Genomic DNA, 17392 nt, shown 5'->3' with positions numbered 1-17392 from the left:
ATAGGGAAAGCTCATTTTATTATAACATATATTTTCCATATATGTATCTTAAAATGTATATTTCATAAAAAAATGTGTCAAACAAACCTAATGGACCTGGTTTTATTTGACACATATATTTTATGAAATATTTTCTGCCTGTCTGTAATTCACAGTTTCTGGATTTTCGCTACAGACACAGCTTTTTCTTCATATCTTTCATTACATAGAAGTAAAGTACAATAAGAAGGACAGTAGCTACGATCCATGCAAATGGACTTGCCATACATGCCATGGTATAGCTCTCCTTATTCGCAGCAACAACTGCCATCACACCTCTTCCCACCAGTTCTGCCACGCCTGAAAGCATTGGAAGCAGTCCATAGCCCATTCCCTGGAAACCATTCCGATAGCAGTTCACTATATAAAGAGGAATCATAAACATTCCCACACAACGTAGATATGTCTCTACCATTGGAATTACCACATCTGCATTGTCGGAAATAAACAGATAGGAAAAATATTTTCCAACAAAAAACAGAATAAATCCGGTAACTACCGCATAGGCACATCCGATCACATCTGCACAACGGAAGCCCTGGCGCACACGTTCCAGCTTACGTGCCCCGATGTTCTGTGCATTGTATGTAGACATTGTAGTACCGATTGCCACAAAGGCCTGGGTAAAAATATTCTCGATCTTGGACCCTGCCGTAAATGCAGCAACCGCATAAGATCCAAGAATATTCAGGGAACTCTGCACCATCATGGTACCGATCGCTGTAATAGAATACTGAAGTCCCATAGGAATTCCCACACTGATCTGCTTACCTGCAATACTCCGGTCAAAATACCAGTCTTCTTTTTTCATCTTAAGCTCCGGAACTGCTTTCCACATATAGATCACACAGAGAACACCTGAAACTCCCTGTGAGATAACAGTCGCCCAGGCTGCTCCTGGTGCACCCCAGTGGAAAAAGATGATGAACACAAGATCAAGCACAATATTCAGCCCTGCTGCCAGGATCAGAAAATACAGCGGCGTCTTACTATTTCCAAGTGCTCTTAAAATGCTGGATACCAGATTATACAGAACCTGGGTAAAAATGCCGGCACAGATGATCATAATATATCCATATGCCCCATCAAAAATATCCTCCGGAGTATGCATAAAAACAAGCAGCCGGTGCATCCCAAGCATACTTACTGCGGTCATGATTGCCGCGATCACAGCGGAAAGAATCGCTGCATTTCCCACAGTCTTTCGCATCTCATCCATTCTGCCTGCGCCAAACTTCTGCGACGTAAGAACGGTAAAGCCTGTGGTAAGCCCCATCAGGAACCCAATAATAAGGAAAGTAATGGTACCTGTGGCGCCTACTGCTGCCAGTCCCTTAGTACCTACAAACTTCCCGACTATAACCGCATCCGCCATGCTGTACAGCTGCTGGAACACATTTCCCAGAAATACGGGAATGGTAAAATTCAGCAGCATTTTCATAGGCTTTCCCACAGTCATATCTGTCTGCATTTTTTGTTTTCCTCCATAAGAAAAAATATCGTTTGAGAGCGATTATATGCGATATCCATCCTACTTTCAAGCCCTATTTAAAAATATTTGTAACAATTCAGAACCAAATGGATTTTCGTACTTTTCTTGTAAAAAATACTGGACAAACATTCTGTATCTGGCTAAACTTCTATTATATAAAGTAGTATTTACCGTTACAGTGAACAAAATAAAACTTAGCTATTTTCCCCAAACACCATTCTACCAGCTTACTCAATTCTAAAATACCTTTTATGGAGGTTTACCGATGAAAAACAATGCAAGGCACACAAAAGGCTTTTCCCTCTCAGAGCTTCTCATCACAACAGCGGTTATCGCCGTTCTGGTCTCCTGTTCCATCCCCATCTTTGCATCAAAGCTGGAAAACTCCAGACGGCTGTAGATATCGCCAATGCACGGACGATCAAGTCTGCCATAACCAATATTATAAATGATGGAACACTTACTTTCCTGAAGGATGATATGGGCTATGCAATTTCTGTAACATCCGGAGGCATTAACATGGGTTTTGTGAATGGTAAGTGGGAAAATGTCCTGGTTAAAGGAAAAAAAGTCGAAGATAACAACCCGCTAGGCAAGAATTTGTTTATTTATCTGAGACCTTACGGTGTATCTAACAATTCAAAGGTAAAACAAAAATCCCCTTCCGTCACCTGGTACGGTGTGGTTGTATACGGCAATGGTGAAAGTTATTATTATGAAGGCACTGGCACGCCATCTTCTTTTGCTGCTGAAACAACAAAAAATACAGCTGGGAGGATCTGGACACACCACTCTCTCCATGATATTTTGTCCTCTTGACAAATGGTCCAATCTGCCATACTATAAGAAACACATAAATTGTTAGTATGCGAGATACATATGTCTTTTTACCGCTTACACGCAGTATTCTACAGCCAAATGATATTTCCAGTAAAATATACGTCATACTTGCTGAAGACCAACACTGGACATCTCCGTCTACATTTACCATGAAAGTTCTGGACAGCAGTCCGAATTACAAATACAATGGACTTTCATTTATGGCAATATCTGCATAAGCAGACATTGCCATTTACTATTCATATAAAGAAGGGAGTTCCCCCATGGAAGAAAAAGTTATAAATGCAGCCCTGCTTGGGCTTGGAACAGTTGGAACCGGAGTTTACAAGGTTCTGAAAAGCCAGGAAGAGGAAATGACTGCCAAGATCGGCTGCAAGGTTAAAATAACCAGGATCCTTGTCCGCAACCTGGAAAAAGCAGCAGCAAAGATTGATGATCCTGCAATCCTCACCAACAGCTGGGAAGATATTAAACAGGATTCTTCTATTGATATCGTAATCGAACTGATCGGCGGAATCGAGCCAGCCAGAACCTACATCCTGGATGCTCTCCGCGCTGGAAAGCATGTGGTAACTGCCAACAAGGATCTGATCGCAGTCCACGGAAAAGAGCTTATGGATGCCGCTAAAGCTTCCCACGTAGATTTCCTTTTCGAGGCAGCTGTAGCAGGCGGAATCCCTATTATCCGCCCTCTGAAACAATGTCTTGCAGGCAACCATATGAGTGAAGTTATGGGAATCGTAAACGGAACCACAAACTTCATCCTTACCAAGATGTCACAGGAAAATATGGAATTTAAAGATGCTCTGGCTCTTGCCACCAAGCTTGGCTATGCAGAGGCAGATCCTACTGCCGATATCGACGGACTTGACGCCGGCCGCAAGGTTGCCATTCTGGCCAGTGTAGCCTTTAATTCCAGAGTTGTCTTTGATGATGTATATATTGAGGGAATCACCAAGATTTCTGCCAAGGACATCCGTTATGCCAAAGAAATGGGATGCGCCATCAAACTTCTTGGAGTGGCACGTAATACCGATACCGGTGTGGAAGCCTATGTCTGCCCGATGCTGATTCCAAATGACCACCCGCTTGCAACTGTAAATGATTCCTACAACGCTGTTTTTGTTCACGGTGACGCTGTAGAAGACGCCATGTTCTTCGGCCGTGGCGCAGGTGAGCTTCCTACTGCAAGCGCTGTAGCAGGGGATATTTTTGACATTGTACGTAATATAGAAGCAGACTGCTGCGGACGTATCGGCTGCACCTGCTATAAACAGCTTCCTGTAAAAAAAATGGAGGATACCTACAACCGCTACTTCCTCCGTCTCCATGTGGAAGACCGCTGTGGTGTACTGGCTGAAATGACAGAGGTTTTTGCCAAATACCACGTAAGCATTGCGCAGATCATCCAGAAGGACAGCCAGAACCAGGATGACCACCTGGCAGAAGTTGTTGTGATCACTTCCAAAGTCCGGGAAGGAGACTTCAAGACTGCTGTCCAGGAGCTTTCCAACAAGTCTTCTGTAAAACGTATTTCCAAGACCATCCGTGTTTATGGGAAATAAATAGAATATTTCAGGAAAATACTGCCAAAAATTATTCTTTAAAATCCGAAAAATTGTGATTGAAAAATTCTGGATTTTTGATACTATATATAAGGAGTAACGAAAGAATTTTTTTCAATATAAAGGAGCACATTATGAGCAAAAAACCAACGGTTTTAATGATTCTTGACGGATATGGCCTGAACGAAAGACATGACGCAAATGCGGTATACGAAGCAAATACCCCTGTCATGGACAGGCTGATGGCTGAATATCCTTTTGTAAAAGGTAACGCAAGCGGACTGGCTGTAGGTCTTCCAGATGGCCAGATGGGTAACTCTGAGGTTGGTCATATGAACATGGGCGCAGGCCGTATCGTATACCAGGAGCTTACCAGAATCACCAAAGAGATCCAGGACGGTGATTTCTTCCAGAACGAGGCACTTCTTGCAGCTATGAAGAATGCTAAGGAGAATGATTCCGCCATCCACTTTATGGGACTTCTCTCTGACGGTGGTGTACACAGCCATATTACCCACCTTTTCGGACTTCTTGAGATGGCGAAGAAAGAGGGACTTAAAAAAGTTTATGTACACTGCTTCCTTGATGGCCGTGACACTCCTCCGGCTTCTGGAAAAGGATATATCGAACAGCTCCAGGCTAAGATGGACGAGCTTGGCGTAGGCGAGATCGGTGTTGTTTCCGGACGTTATTATGCAATGGACCGTGACAACCGCTGGGATCGTGTTGAGCTTGCTTACAACGCACTTACCAAGGGCGAGGGCGTGAAAGGAACAAACGCAGCCGAGGCTGTACAGGCTTCCTATGACGACGGCAAGACAGATGAGTTCGTTCTTCCGACTGTTATCGAGAAAGATGGCAAACCAGTTGCTGTTGTTTCTGACAAGGACTCTGTTGTATTCTTCAACTTCCGTCCAGACCGTGCACGTGAGATCACAAGAGCTTTCTGTGACGATGAATTCACAGGCTTCGCAAGAGAGAAACGTCTTGATCTTACCTATGTCTGCTTCACAGATTACGATGATACCATCGGAAATAAGCTGGTTGCATTCCACAAGGTACAGCTTCACAATACCTTCGGCGAATATCTTGCAGCCCACAATATGACTCAGGCCCGTATTGCTGAGACAGAGAAATATGCTCACGTAACCTTCTTCTTCAACGGCGGCGTTGAGGAACCAAACAAGGGCGAGGACAGAATCCTTGTAAAATCCCCGAAGGTTCCTACCTATGACCTTCAGCCAGAGATGAGCGCTCCAGAAGTCTGCGAGAAGCTTGTTGCAGCGATCAAATCTGAGAAATATGATGTGATCATCATCAACTTTGCAAACCCGGATATGGTTGGCCATACAGGTGTAGAGGCAGCTGCCATCAAGGCTGTTGAGGCTGTTGACCAGTGCGTAGGTAAAGCCGTTGAAGCTCTGAAGGAGGTTGACGGACAGATGTTCATCTGCGCTGACCATGGTAACGCAGAGCAGCTTGTAGACTATGAGACAGGCGAGCCATACACCGCTCATACCACTAACCCGGTACCATTCATTCTGGTAAACGCAGATTCGAAATACACCCTTCGTGAGAATGGCTGCCTGGCAGACATCATCCCGACCCTGATTCAGCTTATGGGCATGGAACAGCCGGCTGAGATGACTGGTAAATCACTGCTGGTGGAGAAATAATCAGACTGTCTTTCTCTCAAAAGATAACGTAGTAACAAAAGAGGCGCTGAATCTATTTCCAGCACCTCTTTTTTGTTATTATTGTTATAAAAAATCGAGTTCATATAACAATTATATTGGCCTTATTATACAAAGCTAAATACCAGTCTAAGCACTCCAAATGCCATTTTCACACTCCATCTCATGTAACCGGCAATAATATTTCCAATGAGGATATAACGTCTTTCTTTTGGTTCTCTCTCACCGGTAAGCTCATATTTATAAATCTGCCAATATGGACGTTTGCTTACCTTATGGAGCATTACGCTAGAGTATACACACGCTGCTGCAAGTAAAATAACTACAATACAGCCTGCTGCAGAGCCACCCGCTGAAAGTCCCATTATTCCGCCAATACCATAAACCCAGGCTGCAAACATGGTCCATCTTATATTCGACTTGTTGTCCTGATTAAACTCAACCTCACCCATATGATTGGTGTATTCCACATAACTCTATACTTTCGGATCATAATATACCGCAGCCGCTTTTTCTGCCATAGCTTTGCAAAGCTGATAATCCTCATCACTTGTAAGGAAGGCGATTTCATCTCCTTCGTAGTCCACGCATGCATACAATTTGGAACAGAATCCAATCATATCATAAGCGATATTCTTTCTGAAATCCTGGTTGGATGGGTTTGCAGAAACAAAGGCATCAATTTCTTTAAATGCCATCTCTGTATTTCTCTGGGCAAGATGAATATAAATCTGGTCAATGGCCGCCAGAGCTGAATCGGTATAATATTCATGAATCCGGTTCAGATAATCCTGGGCTTTGTCCATATCATTATGTACCAGGATATTGTATCTGACACCCATATCCAGGGCATCAGCATCTTTCGGAAACGCCTTTACAAATTCATCCACTGCTGCCAGGGCCGACCCCTGATCCACCATATAATAACTCTGTGCAAGGAAGTTATAAAGCTTGGCATTTGCACCATTTTCATTAATCGCAGTCCGGCATTTTTTAATTACTGCATTATAATTTCCCTTAAGGAACAGACTCTCAATCTCATCTAATGCAGATTGTGCTGCTTCCTGAGCCTCCGTATTCAGAGTTCCATTTGCAATTGCAGCATCCAGCTGTGCATTATACTCTTCCAGCTTCTCTTGGTTTTTAAAAATCCTGATTGCAGCTGTGACAAGCTTATCCTGTTTCAGAAGCTCCTCCATAACGCTCTCACTTCCAGTTGCACTACAGGACATCATCTGCTTGATTTCTCCCTGTTTCTTACGCAGCTGACTTACCAAAGTCTTACTGTCCGCACCTCTTGTAAGGTTATAGAGGGCATAGTAATCAATGATATTGGGGTCAACTTTGACTTTTTTTGCTTTCGCCATCTTTCCTTTGCTCCTCCTTTCATCCCTTCATAATATTTCATCCGGATCAGCTCAAATTCTTCTGGTTTCAAAGCCTCCAGAGCCTGCTGCAAATCCAGACTCCAGTCCAGACAATCCAGTTCAGATTCATCAGCCGGATAAGAATCTGATAATTCTTCCCATTTGCGTACGGAATTCTTCCGGTACAAAGAAACAGCACGCTTCTGAAGCATTCCGGCCAGATAGGCGGACAAAGAACCTCTCCCAGGATCAAACCGCTTCCGGTTATAGTAAAATTGTTCAAAGGTTTCATTTATGCAGTCCTTCTGATCCTCCTGGTTATCCAGGTATCTGCTCACCAGACTCCATAAAAGACCTGAATACTGCCCGATCAGCAGCTCCATTCCCCGCGATGGGTCCTGCTCCAGTATTTCCAGAAACTCCCTGTCGGATACTGCTTTTGTGCCTTCCTTCTTTTCCATACGTTTCCCCATGTCCAGAGTGAATTTCTAATATCAGGTATCTGTTCAGAACCTGACCGTTTGACCTTGGCATCATAATATTTTTATTATAGGGGAAACCGGCAGATTTCGTCAATTACAGAAAAATCAATGATATTGTCTGAACACGATCATTCTTTTATTTCGCTTAACTCCTTCAGCAACTTCTGAAGATGACGGATATATAAAAAGCCCAGACATAATGCCACTGAAATGGCAATGGATAAAATGGCTGCCATAATGACATATATGGTCGCGCCCTCTCCGGCACCAGCCACCAGACAATAAAAAAGACACGCAGATAATACAGTTACAAGCACAACAGAAGCTGCTATTTTTAATGCTTTTCGCATAGTTTACCCTCCCAGATAGGGTGTTTATAATCACCCTGTTATATTTTCGATTTTAAACCCATAATAGAAATATGGCAAGAACAAAATGGACAGGAATTTGAACAATGATAAAATACGACAGATTCTGGGAGACCTTGAAAAAGCGCCATATTTCACAATACTATCTTATCCATAAATGCGGAGTTGATAAAAGGCTTCTTCTAAGACTTCGAAATAATGAAAATGTGGAAATTTATTCATTAGCCCGGCTTTGCTCTATTTTAAACTGTGATCTTGGAGACATTGTTGAATATGTACCGGAACCATCGCCAGAGGCTACAGCAATCAGAGCCGCAAAAGAGGAGGCCGCAGCAACACATTCTAAGAAGTCTTCCGTGAAATAAAGGAATTTCACTCTCCTGAAATATACAGGCATACATATAATATACGAATTTCCCTTTCGCTAATCACATTTCTGATGAATAATATTTAAGGTTATCTTTTATTAGAACATATTGTTCTGTCCATTTTAAAAAATTCCGTTTGCATTTTCATATCAGCAAAAAAAGAGTGCCACCGGCCTGTATTTTTTAGGCGGTGACACTTATTTTATAACATTTAGGAAATTCTTCCATTCTCCATTTCGTACACCACATCAGCCACATTCATGGTGGAAACTCTGTGAGATACCAGCACAACCGTTTTTTTCTGCGCAGATTCTTTCAGCGCTTTCAAAATAATCCCTTCATTCAGGGAATCCAGATTCGAAGTAGGCTCATCCATAAGCAGCATAGGAGCATCATGAAGAAATGCCCTTGCAATCCCAATCCTCTGCTTTTCTCCTCCTGATAATGTATCGCCAAGTTCTCCCACTTCTGTATCATATCCCTTTGGAAGGGAAAGGATAAAATCATGAATTGACGCTTTCTTTGCAGCCTCTATGATTTCCTCTCTTGCTGCTCCTGGTTTTGCAATTGCAATATTATTTGCAATGGAATCATGGAACAGGTGTGTCTCCTGTGTCACATAACTTTCCATATTACGCAGCTGTCTGGTAGGAATCTTTCTGACATCCCTGTCATCCACAGAGATGCTTCCCGCCTGTACATCCCAGAAACGCATTAACAGTTTTAATAAGGTAGACTTTCCGGAACCGCTGGCGCCGTGGATTCCTGTGATCCGGCCTGGCTGTAATTTCAAGGAATAATTATCCAGAATAACCTCTTCCTTTGGATTCCCAGTAACCATTCCATTTTCTGCCTGACCATTTATCCTATAGCCAAATGTTACATTTCTTGCTTTTGCTCCGGTAAATTCATGGTTCACGGTATTTTTCCCAAATAATTTATGTTTCCCATTTTTTTCACCAGATAATTCAGAATTTGCATTCTCACCCACAACATTCTCCACAAGCTCTTCTACCAGAGGCTTTTCCTCAAGCAGGGAAAGCACCCGTTCGCCGCTTGCCAGAGTCTGGTTCAGATTATTGGAAAGACTGGAGAGGGCAACGACTGGTCCAAAGGAGCCCATCATTGTAATGGTACAGGTTAAAGTTCCATCAAAACCGATTTCTCCTTTTGTATATAGCCATACTGTTAGCGCCAGCATTCCAAAAGATGCCAATAGGATTACCAGATTGGTAACGGAACGCTGGGATCCTTCCATTTTGCTCAGATTTTTCTGCATTCCAGCCAGTTCTCCGGAACGCCTGGACATTTCTTTTTTCCGCTCTTTTCCCTGCCCATACTGAATCGTCTCATCCAGCCCTCGAAGAGAATCCAGTACAAAGCTGTTCAGTTCTCCGAAACCAGTGCGAAATTCCATTCCCGTCTGGCTTCCTTTTTTCCCATTCCATAAGGGAATCCAGACACCAACGATTAAATATGCAGCCATTGCAAGTATTCCTGCTGCCCAGTGATATCCCCCTATAAAAATCACCATAATCAGGGATGTCAGCGCGGCAATTGCAATGGGAGAAATGGTATGCGCATAAAATACTTCCAGCAGTTCAATATCCGTTGTAATAATGGAAATCAGATTTCCTTTATCACGTCCTTCCAGTTTTGCCGGGCAAAGTTCTCTCAGTGCTGCAAATACTTTATGACGGATAATTGCCAAAAGCTTAAACGCAATAAAATGATTACAGTACTGCTCCGCATAATGTAAAATTCCACGTAATACGGCAATCACCAGCATTATGGTAATTATAGTTTTCACAGAACTACCTGACAGCCACATTTCATTTGCCGGAACCATAATTCCTGTCACGCCTGTGAAAAGTCCTTTCACAATAACCTGTCCTGCCAGAATTGTCAAAAAGATCGCACATAAATATCCGGCTGTTCCCAGAATAATTGCTGCCAGCATAATGTGCAGAAGAGGTTTCACCAGTCCGATCAGACTTCCCATAATCCGAATAGCACTTCTACGTTTTGTATTTGCATGTATTTCTCCGTTCATTACGCCTTGCCCTCCTTTCCATAATTTTCCAATATTATCTGGCTGTCATACAGATGTCTGTATGCACCATTTTGCTGCATTAGCTCTTCATGCCTTCCACATATATAAATTGCAGCATCTTTCAAAAGTGCCCTTGCAAGCGCCAGTCTCTGGCACTGCCCTCCTGACAGGTTGCCCGCTTTTTCCAGAAGTCTGGTCTGCAAGCCCTCCTGTGTCTGCAAAAAGCCCAATAAATTCACCTTCTGAAGAACTGCTTCCATCTCTTCTTTTGTTGCATTTGGCTTTGCCATTCGCAAATTTTCTTCCACAGTTCCCTTAAACAGATAACTGTTGTGCCGTACTAATACCACATGTTTCATCAGATCTGCTTCCTTCACTTCAGAAAGCTTCACACCACCAATCAGAATTTCCCCGGAATATCCCCTGTTTTTTGCCACCAGAATTCCGGCAATCGTACTCTTTCCACAGCCTGATTCTCCAACCAGGGACACAAAGCTTCCAGCAGGCAGCTCCAGATTAATTTCTTTCAGGATTTCCCTTCCTTCTTCATAAGAAAAAGAAACTTTCTTCAAAGATACATCCAGCGGCCCTGCCTGCAAAGTCTTCCCGCCATTCTGCGGTTCAGGTAAATCTAATATTTTGAAAATCCTGTCACTTGCTGCCATCCCGTTCATTGCTATATGGAAAAAAGAGCCCAGCAGACGCAGTGGCAGGAAAAACTCACTGGCGAGCAATACAATGCATAAGGTTCCTGACAAACCAAGATTTCCTTTCAAAAATTCAGAAACACCAACTGCCATTCCGATTGCAGCACCACCATACGCCACAATATCCATTACACTGGTGGAATTAAGCTGCATGGTCAGCACTTTCATGGTGATCCGCCGGAAATTCTGGGATTCCACATCCATTTCATCTGCTTTTAACTGATCTGCCTGATAAATTTTCAGAGTTGTCAGCCCTTGCAGGTTTTCAAGAAAAGAATCGCCAAGTCCTGTATAAATACTCCAATACTTATTCAGTAATTTCTTTGCAATCTTCTGTACCACTACAATGGAAACAGGGATCAACGGCACACAGATCAAAAGGATCACGCTGGCTTTTAAACTTACTTTGCAAAGGATCACGAATAACGTCAATGGCGCAAGCAGACTGTAAAATAACTGTGGAAGATATTTTCCAAAGTAGGTTTCCAACTGCTCAACGCCCTCTGTGCAAACCTGTACTACTTCCGATGAAGACACCATTTCTCTGTAAGACGCACCCAATTTGAGCATTTTTTCATAGATTTTTTCCCGCAGGATCCGTTTCACATCCACACACGCCAGATAAGAGAATCTCGCACCCATCCGTTCACAGAGAAAACGAAGAAATACAGTCAGCGCCAGAATTAATATCGTGCGTTCCACAAATGGTAACGTCACTGTGTCCGCTACCACCTTCTCCAATAAATCGGCAATAGAAAAAACTGCCAGTACCTGTGACAAAAGAGCCAGCCATTGCCACAGAATCGTGTATACGATATATTTTTTTGCATGGGACAAAAGCCCTATCAGTCTTGTTTTGATCATAAACCGTTACCCTTTTTCCTTTTCTTAACTTCTCTTTTGCTGCTGATCAGATGCCATATGGCAAGAACCGGGTGATACAGCAGCATTCTTGGTCCAGAGAACCGCATTACCTGTCTGATCCGTTCCCGCATTTGGGGTTTATAGCAGTGTACCGTGCAGTTTGAGCAAAACGTTTTTTCTTCCATAAATGGACATTTCAGGCTCCGGCTTTTTGCATAATCTGCAAGTTCCGCACAGACAGGGCAGAGTGTTTCCATCTGCTGCCCCTTCTCCCAATGGTTTTTCCTGCAGTATAGACGAATCATTTCCTCTACCACATACTGCTCTTTCTGGCGTTTCTTTTCAACTTTATTCATCTTCACTCCTGTTGGCAATTCCTCCTATATTTTTTCGTAAGGTCTTTCTGTGTTAGTTTTATGAATTTGAAATTAGTTTTGTTGTTTTTCGGTTATTTTCAGCTAACATACGTTTAGAAGATAACACATCGCATCTGACAATGTCAATAAAAAGAAGACAAGCGCGCATCTCTGGCACAAAAAATGCCACAGTCCTATTACTTTAAGGATTGTGGCATGTTCTTGATATTCGGTTTTAAACTGGCTAGAGAGTGTTCCTATCTGCACTCCATCAGAATCTCATAGATTTCGTCAGCTGTCAGCTGTCTTGGATTGCATTTGATAATATTGCTGGTATCAGCAACTTTGCGGAGAATTTCCGGTGTGATCTCCACTTTGGATTTCAGTTCACCCAGTCTGGATGGAAGCTTACATTCTTTTACAAAAGCTTCCAGTGCATCTACAGCTTCTTCTCCTGTGGAAACGCCAAAGACGGCCTGTCCCAGACGGGCAAATTTTTCCTATGCATCTTTTACAATATGGCGGTAATATACCAGCTGGATCACAGCAAGTCCCTGACCATGGTTACAGTCTGTATACGCTCCCAGCTGATGCTCGATCTGGTGCGCCTGGAAATCGGTCAGTCTGCCGCATTTCAGCACACCATTTTCTGCCATTGCAGAATCCCACATCAGGTTGCTGCGGGCCTGCTTGTCACAAAGTGCGGTGTATGTACACCCTTTTTTATGAGGACTTCCATTTACCAGTAAAACTTTCATTGTTATCTTCTCCTTGCCTTTCTTTTTCCTATTTAGGCGTTTGCGAAACGCCAAAAGCCGCATAAACACGGCATTTTTTCTTGTTAAAAATAAAATATCTCCTCAAGGTTTATGGTAAAATAGAATTGCCTAGAAACTAATTAACCAATCCACCTAAAGGAGATATACCTACATGATAACATATAAACAGCTCACTTTGGCAGAAATTTTTGAAAATTGCCAGAATAAATTCGACAACGACAAATATCAGTTTTTTTCACTTCTTGATGAAGCCATTAACCTTAATGAAATTGTTCCTGTTTCTTTTGTTTCTCACTTTCACGCCAGCACCGGAAGACCTCGCAAACATCAGCTTTATCCAATGCTTAAGGCACTTCTGATCCAGCGTATTTTCTCAATCCCAACGGATACACTACTGATCGTATTTCTCAAATACTCTCAGGAGCTACGTGATTTCTGCGGTTTTGATGTTGTTCCGGATGGTTCCAAATTTACACGTTTCGCAGTTCATCTGGGAAGTCTTTTTTCATGCCAGAATTTCAAGCCAGCCACTTTTTCATCTTAAAAATCCTGCAATGCAGGATTTTTACCGCATTTTTAATCGGGATTGCGAACTTGTTTCGCAATTACCTATAGTCTTTTATTAATTGAATTATTTTCCCTTATACCCTGATTTTATTATAGTTATTATAAAAAAGCCGGAACCTCCTGGGAAGTTCCGATTTTTTATAGACTATTTACCTTACGGTTATAACTGTGGGGTTTATTTCACAGTCTGAACTATTTTCTATCCGTCTGGCAATTCGATGCAATAATTTCCTGCAGAAAAATATGTTCATTACGATAACGGGCCTCTGGATTTTTTTCTGGCATATTTAACTGGATTGCTTTTGCCGGGCAGGCATGGACACAGGCCAGACAGGTCTGACAATTTCCAGGGATATGAACCGCTTTTCCTTCTTCAATTTTTATAGAAGCAGACGGACAGACTTTTTCACAGATTCCGCAACCGGTACATTTTTCTGTCATTCTGATTAGATGCTGCCATGCATCTGCCGGAAGCTGAGCCATACGGCTTAGGAACTGCTGATGTGCCATACGGTCTTGTTCTGTAACCTCTGATATCTGCTCTTTGTGGGATGACAAATCTGCAAGGATCGGTGCCAACTGCTGCGGAATCTTCTTATCAATTTTTTTCTGCTCATTCATATCAAAACTTGGCAGCCAGTTATCTACCATGACGATCACATTGATATAATTGACATGGACTCCACATGCCTCACAATATTTCTTTGCCAGCTCTGCAGCACCACCATGACCTGCGGAATACTCACTGGTTCTGACTCGATTTGTTTTGCTATGTATAAACTGTTTCCTGTAAAATAAAATACCATTTTCACACTCTCCCTTATTCTTCATACTTTACTGTATATACCAACCGTATGCTATTTTTCTCCAGCTTTTCCACATTTTTCAGTTGAAATTCAACTGGTACACTGTCTGAAAGAAACTCTGATTTTTCAAATACTGTCACCGTATCCGGATTTCCATCAGCTGCCGATGCAAGGATCAGGCTTAATTCATCTACACATCCCTGCTGTAAAAAAGTCCAGTTTACCGTTCCGCCACCACAGCTCAGCATCGTATCAATCCCAAAGAAGCGGTACAGTTTTTCCGAGGCTGTTTTTGCATCCAGTGTTTCTTTTCCTGCGAGAATATAAGAAACGCCTTTTTCACGAAGATATCCCCGATATGCTGTTGGTGTGTTTTCCGTCAGAATCTCGATCACATGAGCATCCGGACGTCCAGCTTTTCGGAAAGTTCCAGACTCCCATCCAATCTCTCCTTGCGTATCCAGTGAAACGTAATAAAGTTCCGCATGGTTTTGCGCAATAAAGTCACCGTCTGGAACATTCGTCTCTAAATCTGGATTCAGTAATGGCTTTTTCCAGTCTGTAAATTCTTCTGTAGTTATTGGACCATATAGCCACGCTTCTGCGTGATATGTGTCTGGATCATCTGAATGACATTTATGACATCTTCCCATGCAACGTCAACATTTCCCATACTCTTTCTCCTCCTGAGTTTTTATTTGTATAACTGCTGGGTGCCAGATATTTTACAGAAAATCTTTTTCAAACACGCTCTAGCAGTTACTCATTTGATGAGGAAAAGATAACATAAAAACAGCCCGAAAAACAAAAACTGGTTTTTCTGGCTGTTCTGGTGGTAAAACTGGTATTATAGATCCTGATAAAAAATAATATCTGTGAGAAATCTGTTGTTTTCTGAACGCATGAGAAGATCGCCATAGTATTTCTGCGTAATATACCGGATGCTTCTCACACCAAAGCCATGATAATCCTTATCTGCTTTTGTCGTCACTGGAAGTCCATCTACAAACTCCACCGAATCGGTACAATAGTTTTCCATATGCAAATGGCATCCACCATTTCGGTTACTGATATTTAAACTGATGATCTGCTTTTCTTCATTCTCCTCTTTTAACACACTCTCGATTGCATTGTCCATCAAGTTTCCCAGAAGCGCATAGAGATCTGTGGAACCCATAAAAAAAATCTCTTTTCCATCTGCCATACAGCTGAATTTGATATTATATTCGTTGCATCTCAGGCTTTTCTCCGTAAGCACCAGGTCAAGGGCATTGTTGCCTGTCTGAAAAATATTATCGTAAATGGCAACTGTATCTTTTACACTGTTTATGTATTCCAGCTGGTCTTTTTCGTCTGTAATACTGGGAATCTTGGAAATACGGTATTTCAAGTCATGGCATTTGATATTGATCAGATTTATAGTTTCCTGGGAAAGCATTTGCTGTTCCGCAATGTTATGCAGCATACTCTCCATAATCTCGTTTTCATGCTGGATATGGTTCTGTCTGGACAGGAAAAATGCAATAAATATGGCAAATATACTACAGGTGATCGCATAGATCTTGCAGAAAACATTCTGCATAAAAAGTGCATCTTTTCGTAAAAAATCATAATCTACAAGCACGCTTATTATGATCACCGTAGATAAGATTCCAAATGCCAGCCAGATCTGTCGGATATCTCTTTTTTTGAATTCAATCTGGCCTGCATTTCTCCGGATCAGCCCAAAATAGGCAATTGCGGAAGCACATACATAGGGAAGCAGCCGGATAAACAGAAAATCCTCTATTGTATTAAAAGAATTTTCTGCAAGCTGTGTAACTATGGTGACACAGGCAAATGCAATATGCTGGGTTGCATATCCACAGACTCCTGCAAACAGCAGTTCCTCCCAGGTGGTTTCAAAGCAGATCTGCATAAGGCCAAGGCTGAGACCAAAAAGAGCCAGATAATACAGGATCACCACCACAGGACTGGAAAATGGTATACCAGTTGCAATCTTATAAACTACAGTTGCTGCCAGCAAATAGGCCAAAAGCCCTGCCACAAGCTGCACTCCAAAAGCTTTTCTCTTTTTCCATGACGTAGTGTACGGATATTCCGAAATCAATAACTGCATGGAAAAACGGATACAGGAAATAAATAATACATTTTCCATCAGCAACTACCTCCCAGAAACTTCAAAAAATTTTCCCTGAATTCCTTTTTACGATTCCTGCTTACAGGAAGTTCTGTTGTTCCCACCCATACTGTATCTTTTACAAACCTGGTCATATACCGCAGGTTTACCAGGCATCCATTAATGCATTTGGAAAAGCCCTCATTCTGAAGTTCCTTCTCCAGTCCCACCAGAGTTCCCCGCACACGATACTGATCTGTTTTCGTATGGTAGATCAGATAATTTTTATCCTTTTCAACATAATACAGCTCTGCGGAGGTGATTCTCACGATTGCATCCTCTGTCTGGAGTACCAGTTCTTTCTCCGCTTTTAATTTCGAAAAACGGATTGCCTTCTCCAGTTTGTCCGCAAATACATAATAGCTGATTGGCTTTACAATGAAATCAATTGCGTTTACCTCATAGCCGTTTATCGCATATTGTGCCATATTGGTAACAAATATGATTCCCAGATTGGCATCCTTTTCCCTGATCCTGCGTGCAGCAGTCATTCCATCCATATGGGGCATCTCAATATCCATAAACACAACATCCAGATTTCCCTTGTAATCCTCTACAAAGTTCAGCCCATTGTGAAATTCCTGTATATCGAATTTCACATTATGTTCTTTTTCATATTGTTGTAAAAAAGTATGCATTTTTTGTAAATGAGCAAGCTCATCATCCACCAGACCAATACAGATCATGTTTTCATCCCCTTCGTAGTTTCCCCTTCATATTAAATATTAAAACTTAAACAGGACTGTAAGTCAACAAAAAAAATACCATCCGGTAAAGATTTGCATCTTAACTGCAAATTCTTTACCAGACAGTATTTTTCTTCTCATTCAGCCTTCTGGCTGTTACGTTTTCTTCAGTTTACGAAG

The 17392-nt window shown here is 42.1% G+C and carries 18 protein-coding genes and 1 pseudogene; 6 read left to right on the top strand and 13 right to left on the bottom strand.

Going from position 1 to position 17392, the window contains the following annotated elements; genetic code table 11:
• Positions 1 to 169: 169 nt before the first annotated feature.
• A complete protein-coding gene (locus ACTQWB_RS07040; protein ID WP_441501255.1) occupies positions 170 to 1510 on the bottom strand; it encodes an MATE family efflux transporter in 1341 nt (446 codons plus the stop codon).
• A gap of 286 nt (positions 1511 to 1796) precedes the next feature.
• On the opposite strand from ACTQWB_RS07040, the gene ACTQWB_RS07035 reads away from it, so the two are divergent.
• From ACTQWB_RS07035 to gpmI, 4 genes are all read left to right on the top strand, one after another.
• A complete protein-coding gene (locus ACTQWB_RS07035; protein ID WP_441501254.1) occupies positions 1797 to 1931 on the top strand; it encodes a pilus assembly FimT family protein in 135 nt (44 codons plus the stop codon).
• A gap of 119 nt (positions 1932 to 2050) precedes the next feature.
• Positions 2051 to 2350 (top strand): hypothetical protein, encoded by a 300-nt coding sequence (locus ACTQWB_RS07030; protein ID WP_441501253.1) that lies wholly within the window; start codon positions 2051 to 2053, stop codon positions 2348 to 2350.
• A gap of 284 nt (positions 2351 to 2634) precedes the next feature.
• Complete coding sequence (locus tag ACTQWB_RS07025; RefSeq protein ID WP_441501252.1) at positions 2635 to 3936, top strand: homoserine dehydrogenase; 1302 nt, start codon at positions 2635 to 2637, stop codon at positions 3934 to 3936.
• A 134-nt stretch (positions 3937 to 4070) separates the two neighbouring features.
• Positions 4071 to 5612, top strand: coding sequence for a 2,3-bisphosphoglycerate-independent phosphoglycerate mutase (gpmI, locus tag ACTQWB_RS07020; protein ID WP_441501251.1), 1542 nt, complete (start codon positions 4071 to 4073; stop codon positions 5610 to 5612).
• Between the two features lie 125 nt (positions 5613 to 5737).
• Here the strand turns inward: gpmI and ACTQWB_RS07015 are convergent, their stop codons facing one another.
• The 4 genes from ACTQWB_RS07015 to ACTQWB_RS07000 form a co-directional block, all read right to left on the bottom strand.
• The gene (locus ACTQWB_RS07015) at positions 5738 to 6082 is read right to left on the bottom strand and encodes a hypothetical protein (protein ID WP_441501250.1); all 345 of its coding nucleotides are present in this window, start codon (positions 6080 to 6082) and stop codon (positions 5738 to 5740) included.
• 24 nt (positions 6083 to 6106) lie between these two features.
• Positions 6107 to 6997 (bottom strand): tetratricopeptide repeat protein, encoded by an 891-nt coding sequence (locus tag ACTQWB_RS07010; RefSeq protein WP_441501249.1) that lies wholly within the window; start codon positions 6995 to 6997, stop codon positions 6107 to 6109.
• Entirely contained in the window at positions 6901 to 7458 is a 558-nt protein-coding gene (locus tag ACTQWB_RS07005) for an RNA polymerase sigma factor (protein WP_441501248.1), read from the bottom strand. The genes ACTQWB_RS07010 and ACTQWB_RS07005 overlap by 97 nt, the downstream gene beginning before the upstream one ends.
• 149 nt (positions 7459 to 7607) lie before the next feature.
• A complete protein-coding gene (locus ACTQWB_RS07000; RefSeq protein WP_441501247.1) occupies positions 7608 to 7829 on the bottom strand; it encodes a hypothetical protein in 222 nt (73 codons plus the stop codon).
• A 104-nt stretch (positions 7830 to 7933) separates the two neighbouring features.
• Here ACTQWB_RS07000 and ACTQWB_RS06995 point away from each other — a divergent pair, with 104 nt between their 5' ends.
• Positions 7934 to 8212 carry a helix-turn-helix domain-containing protein gene (locus tag ACTQWB_RS06995; protein WP_441501246.1) on the top strand — a complete coding sequence of 93 codons (279 nt, stop codon included), beginning with the start codon at positions 7934 to 7936 and terminating at the stop codon, positions 8210 to 8212.
• A 214-nt stretch (positions 8213 to 8426) separates the two neighbouring features.
• Here the strand turns inward: ACTQWB_RS06995 and ACTQWB_RS06990 are convergent, their stop codons facing one another.
• The 4 genes from ACTQWB_RS06990 to ACTQWB_RS06975 form a co-directional block, all read right to left on the bottom strand.
• Positions 8427 to 10268 carry an amino acid ABC transporter ATP-binding/permease protein gene (locus ACTQWB_RS06990; RefSeq protein ID WP_441501245.1) on the bottom strand — a complete coding sequence of 614 codons (1842 nt, stop codon included), beginning with the start codon at positions 10266 to 10268 and terminating at the stop codon, positions 8427 to 8429.
• Positions 10268 to 11839, bottom strand: coding sequence for an ABC transporter ATP-binding protein/permease (locus tag ACTQWB_RS06985; protein WP_441501244.1), 1572 nt, complete (start codon positions 11837 to 11839; stop codon positions 10268 to 10270). Before ACTQWB_RS06985 ends, ACTQWB_RS06990 begins: the two co-directional genes overlap by 1 nt.
• Positions 11836 to 12195, bottom strand: coding sequence for a nitrous oxide-stimulated promoter family protein (locus tag ACTQWB_RS06980; protein ID WP_441501243.1), 360 nt, complete (start codon positions 12193 to 12195; stop codon positions 11836 to 11838). The genes ACTQWB_RS06985 and ACTQWB_RS06980 overlap by 4 nt, the downstream gene beginning before the upstream one ends.
• A 500-nt stretch (positions 12196 to 12695) precedes the next feature.
• Positions 12696 to 12953 carry a hypothetical protein gene (locus tag ACTQWB_RS06975; protein WP_441501242.1) on the bottom strand — a complete coding sequence of 86 codons (258 nt, stop codon included), beginning with the start codon at positions 12951 to 12953 and terminating at the stop codon, positions 12696 to 12698.
• Positions 12954 to 13125: 172 nt separating this feature from the next.
• On the opposite strand from ACTQWB_RS06975, the pseudogene ACTQWB_RS06970 reads away from it, so the two are divergent.
• A pseudogene (locus tag ACTQWB_RS06970) lies at positions 13126 to 13455 on the top strand (transposase); the annotation flags it as partial.
• A gap of 278 nt (positions 13456 to 13733) precedes the next feature.
• On the opposite strand, the gene ACTQWB_RS06965 reads toward ACTQWB_RS06970, so the two are convergent.
• The 4 genes from ACTQWB_RS06965 to ACTQWB_RS06950 form a co-directional block, all read right to left on the bottom strand.
• Complete coding sequence (locus ACTQWB_RS06965) at positions 13734 to 14372, bottom strand: EFR1 family ferrodoxin (protein WP_441501241.1); 639 nt, start codon at positions 14370 to 14372, stop codon at positions 13734 to 13736.
• On the bottom strand, positions 14362 to 15000 hold the full coding sequence (locus ACTQWB_RS06960; RefSeq protein WP_441501240.1) for a dihydrofolate reductase family protein: 639 nt from the start codon (positions 14998 to 15000) through the stop codon (positions 14362 to 14364). Before ACTQWB_RS06960 ends, ACTQWB_RS06965 begins: the two co-directional genes overlap by 11 nt.
• A gap of 194 nt (positions 15001 to 15194) precedes the next feature.
• Positions 15195 to 16505, bottom strand: a complete 1311-nt coding sequence (locus tag ACTQWB_RS06955; protein WP_441501239.1) for an ATP-binding protein — start codon at positions 16503 to 16505, stop codon at positions 15195 to 15197.
• The gene (locus ACTQWB_RS06950) at positions 16505 to 17212 is read right to left on the bottom strand and encodes a LytR/AlgR family response regulator transcription factor (protein ID WP_441501238.1); all 708 of its coding nucleotides are present in this window, start codon (positions 17210 to 17212) and stop codon (positions 16505 to 16507) included. Before ACTQWB_RS06950 ends, ACTQWB_RS06955 begins: the two co-directional genes overlap by 1 nt.
• Between the last annotated feature and the right edge of the window lie 180 nt (positions 17213 to 17392).

The organism is Blautia sp. HCP3S3_H10_2, assembly GCF_052122375.1.
Lineage (GTDB): Bacteria > Bacillota > Clostridia > Lachnospirales > Lachnospiraceae > Blautia_A.
The sequence above is the reverse complement of the archived record's forward strand: the minus strand, read 5'-3'. Positions and strand labels throughout refer to the sequence as shown.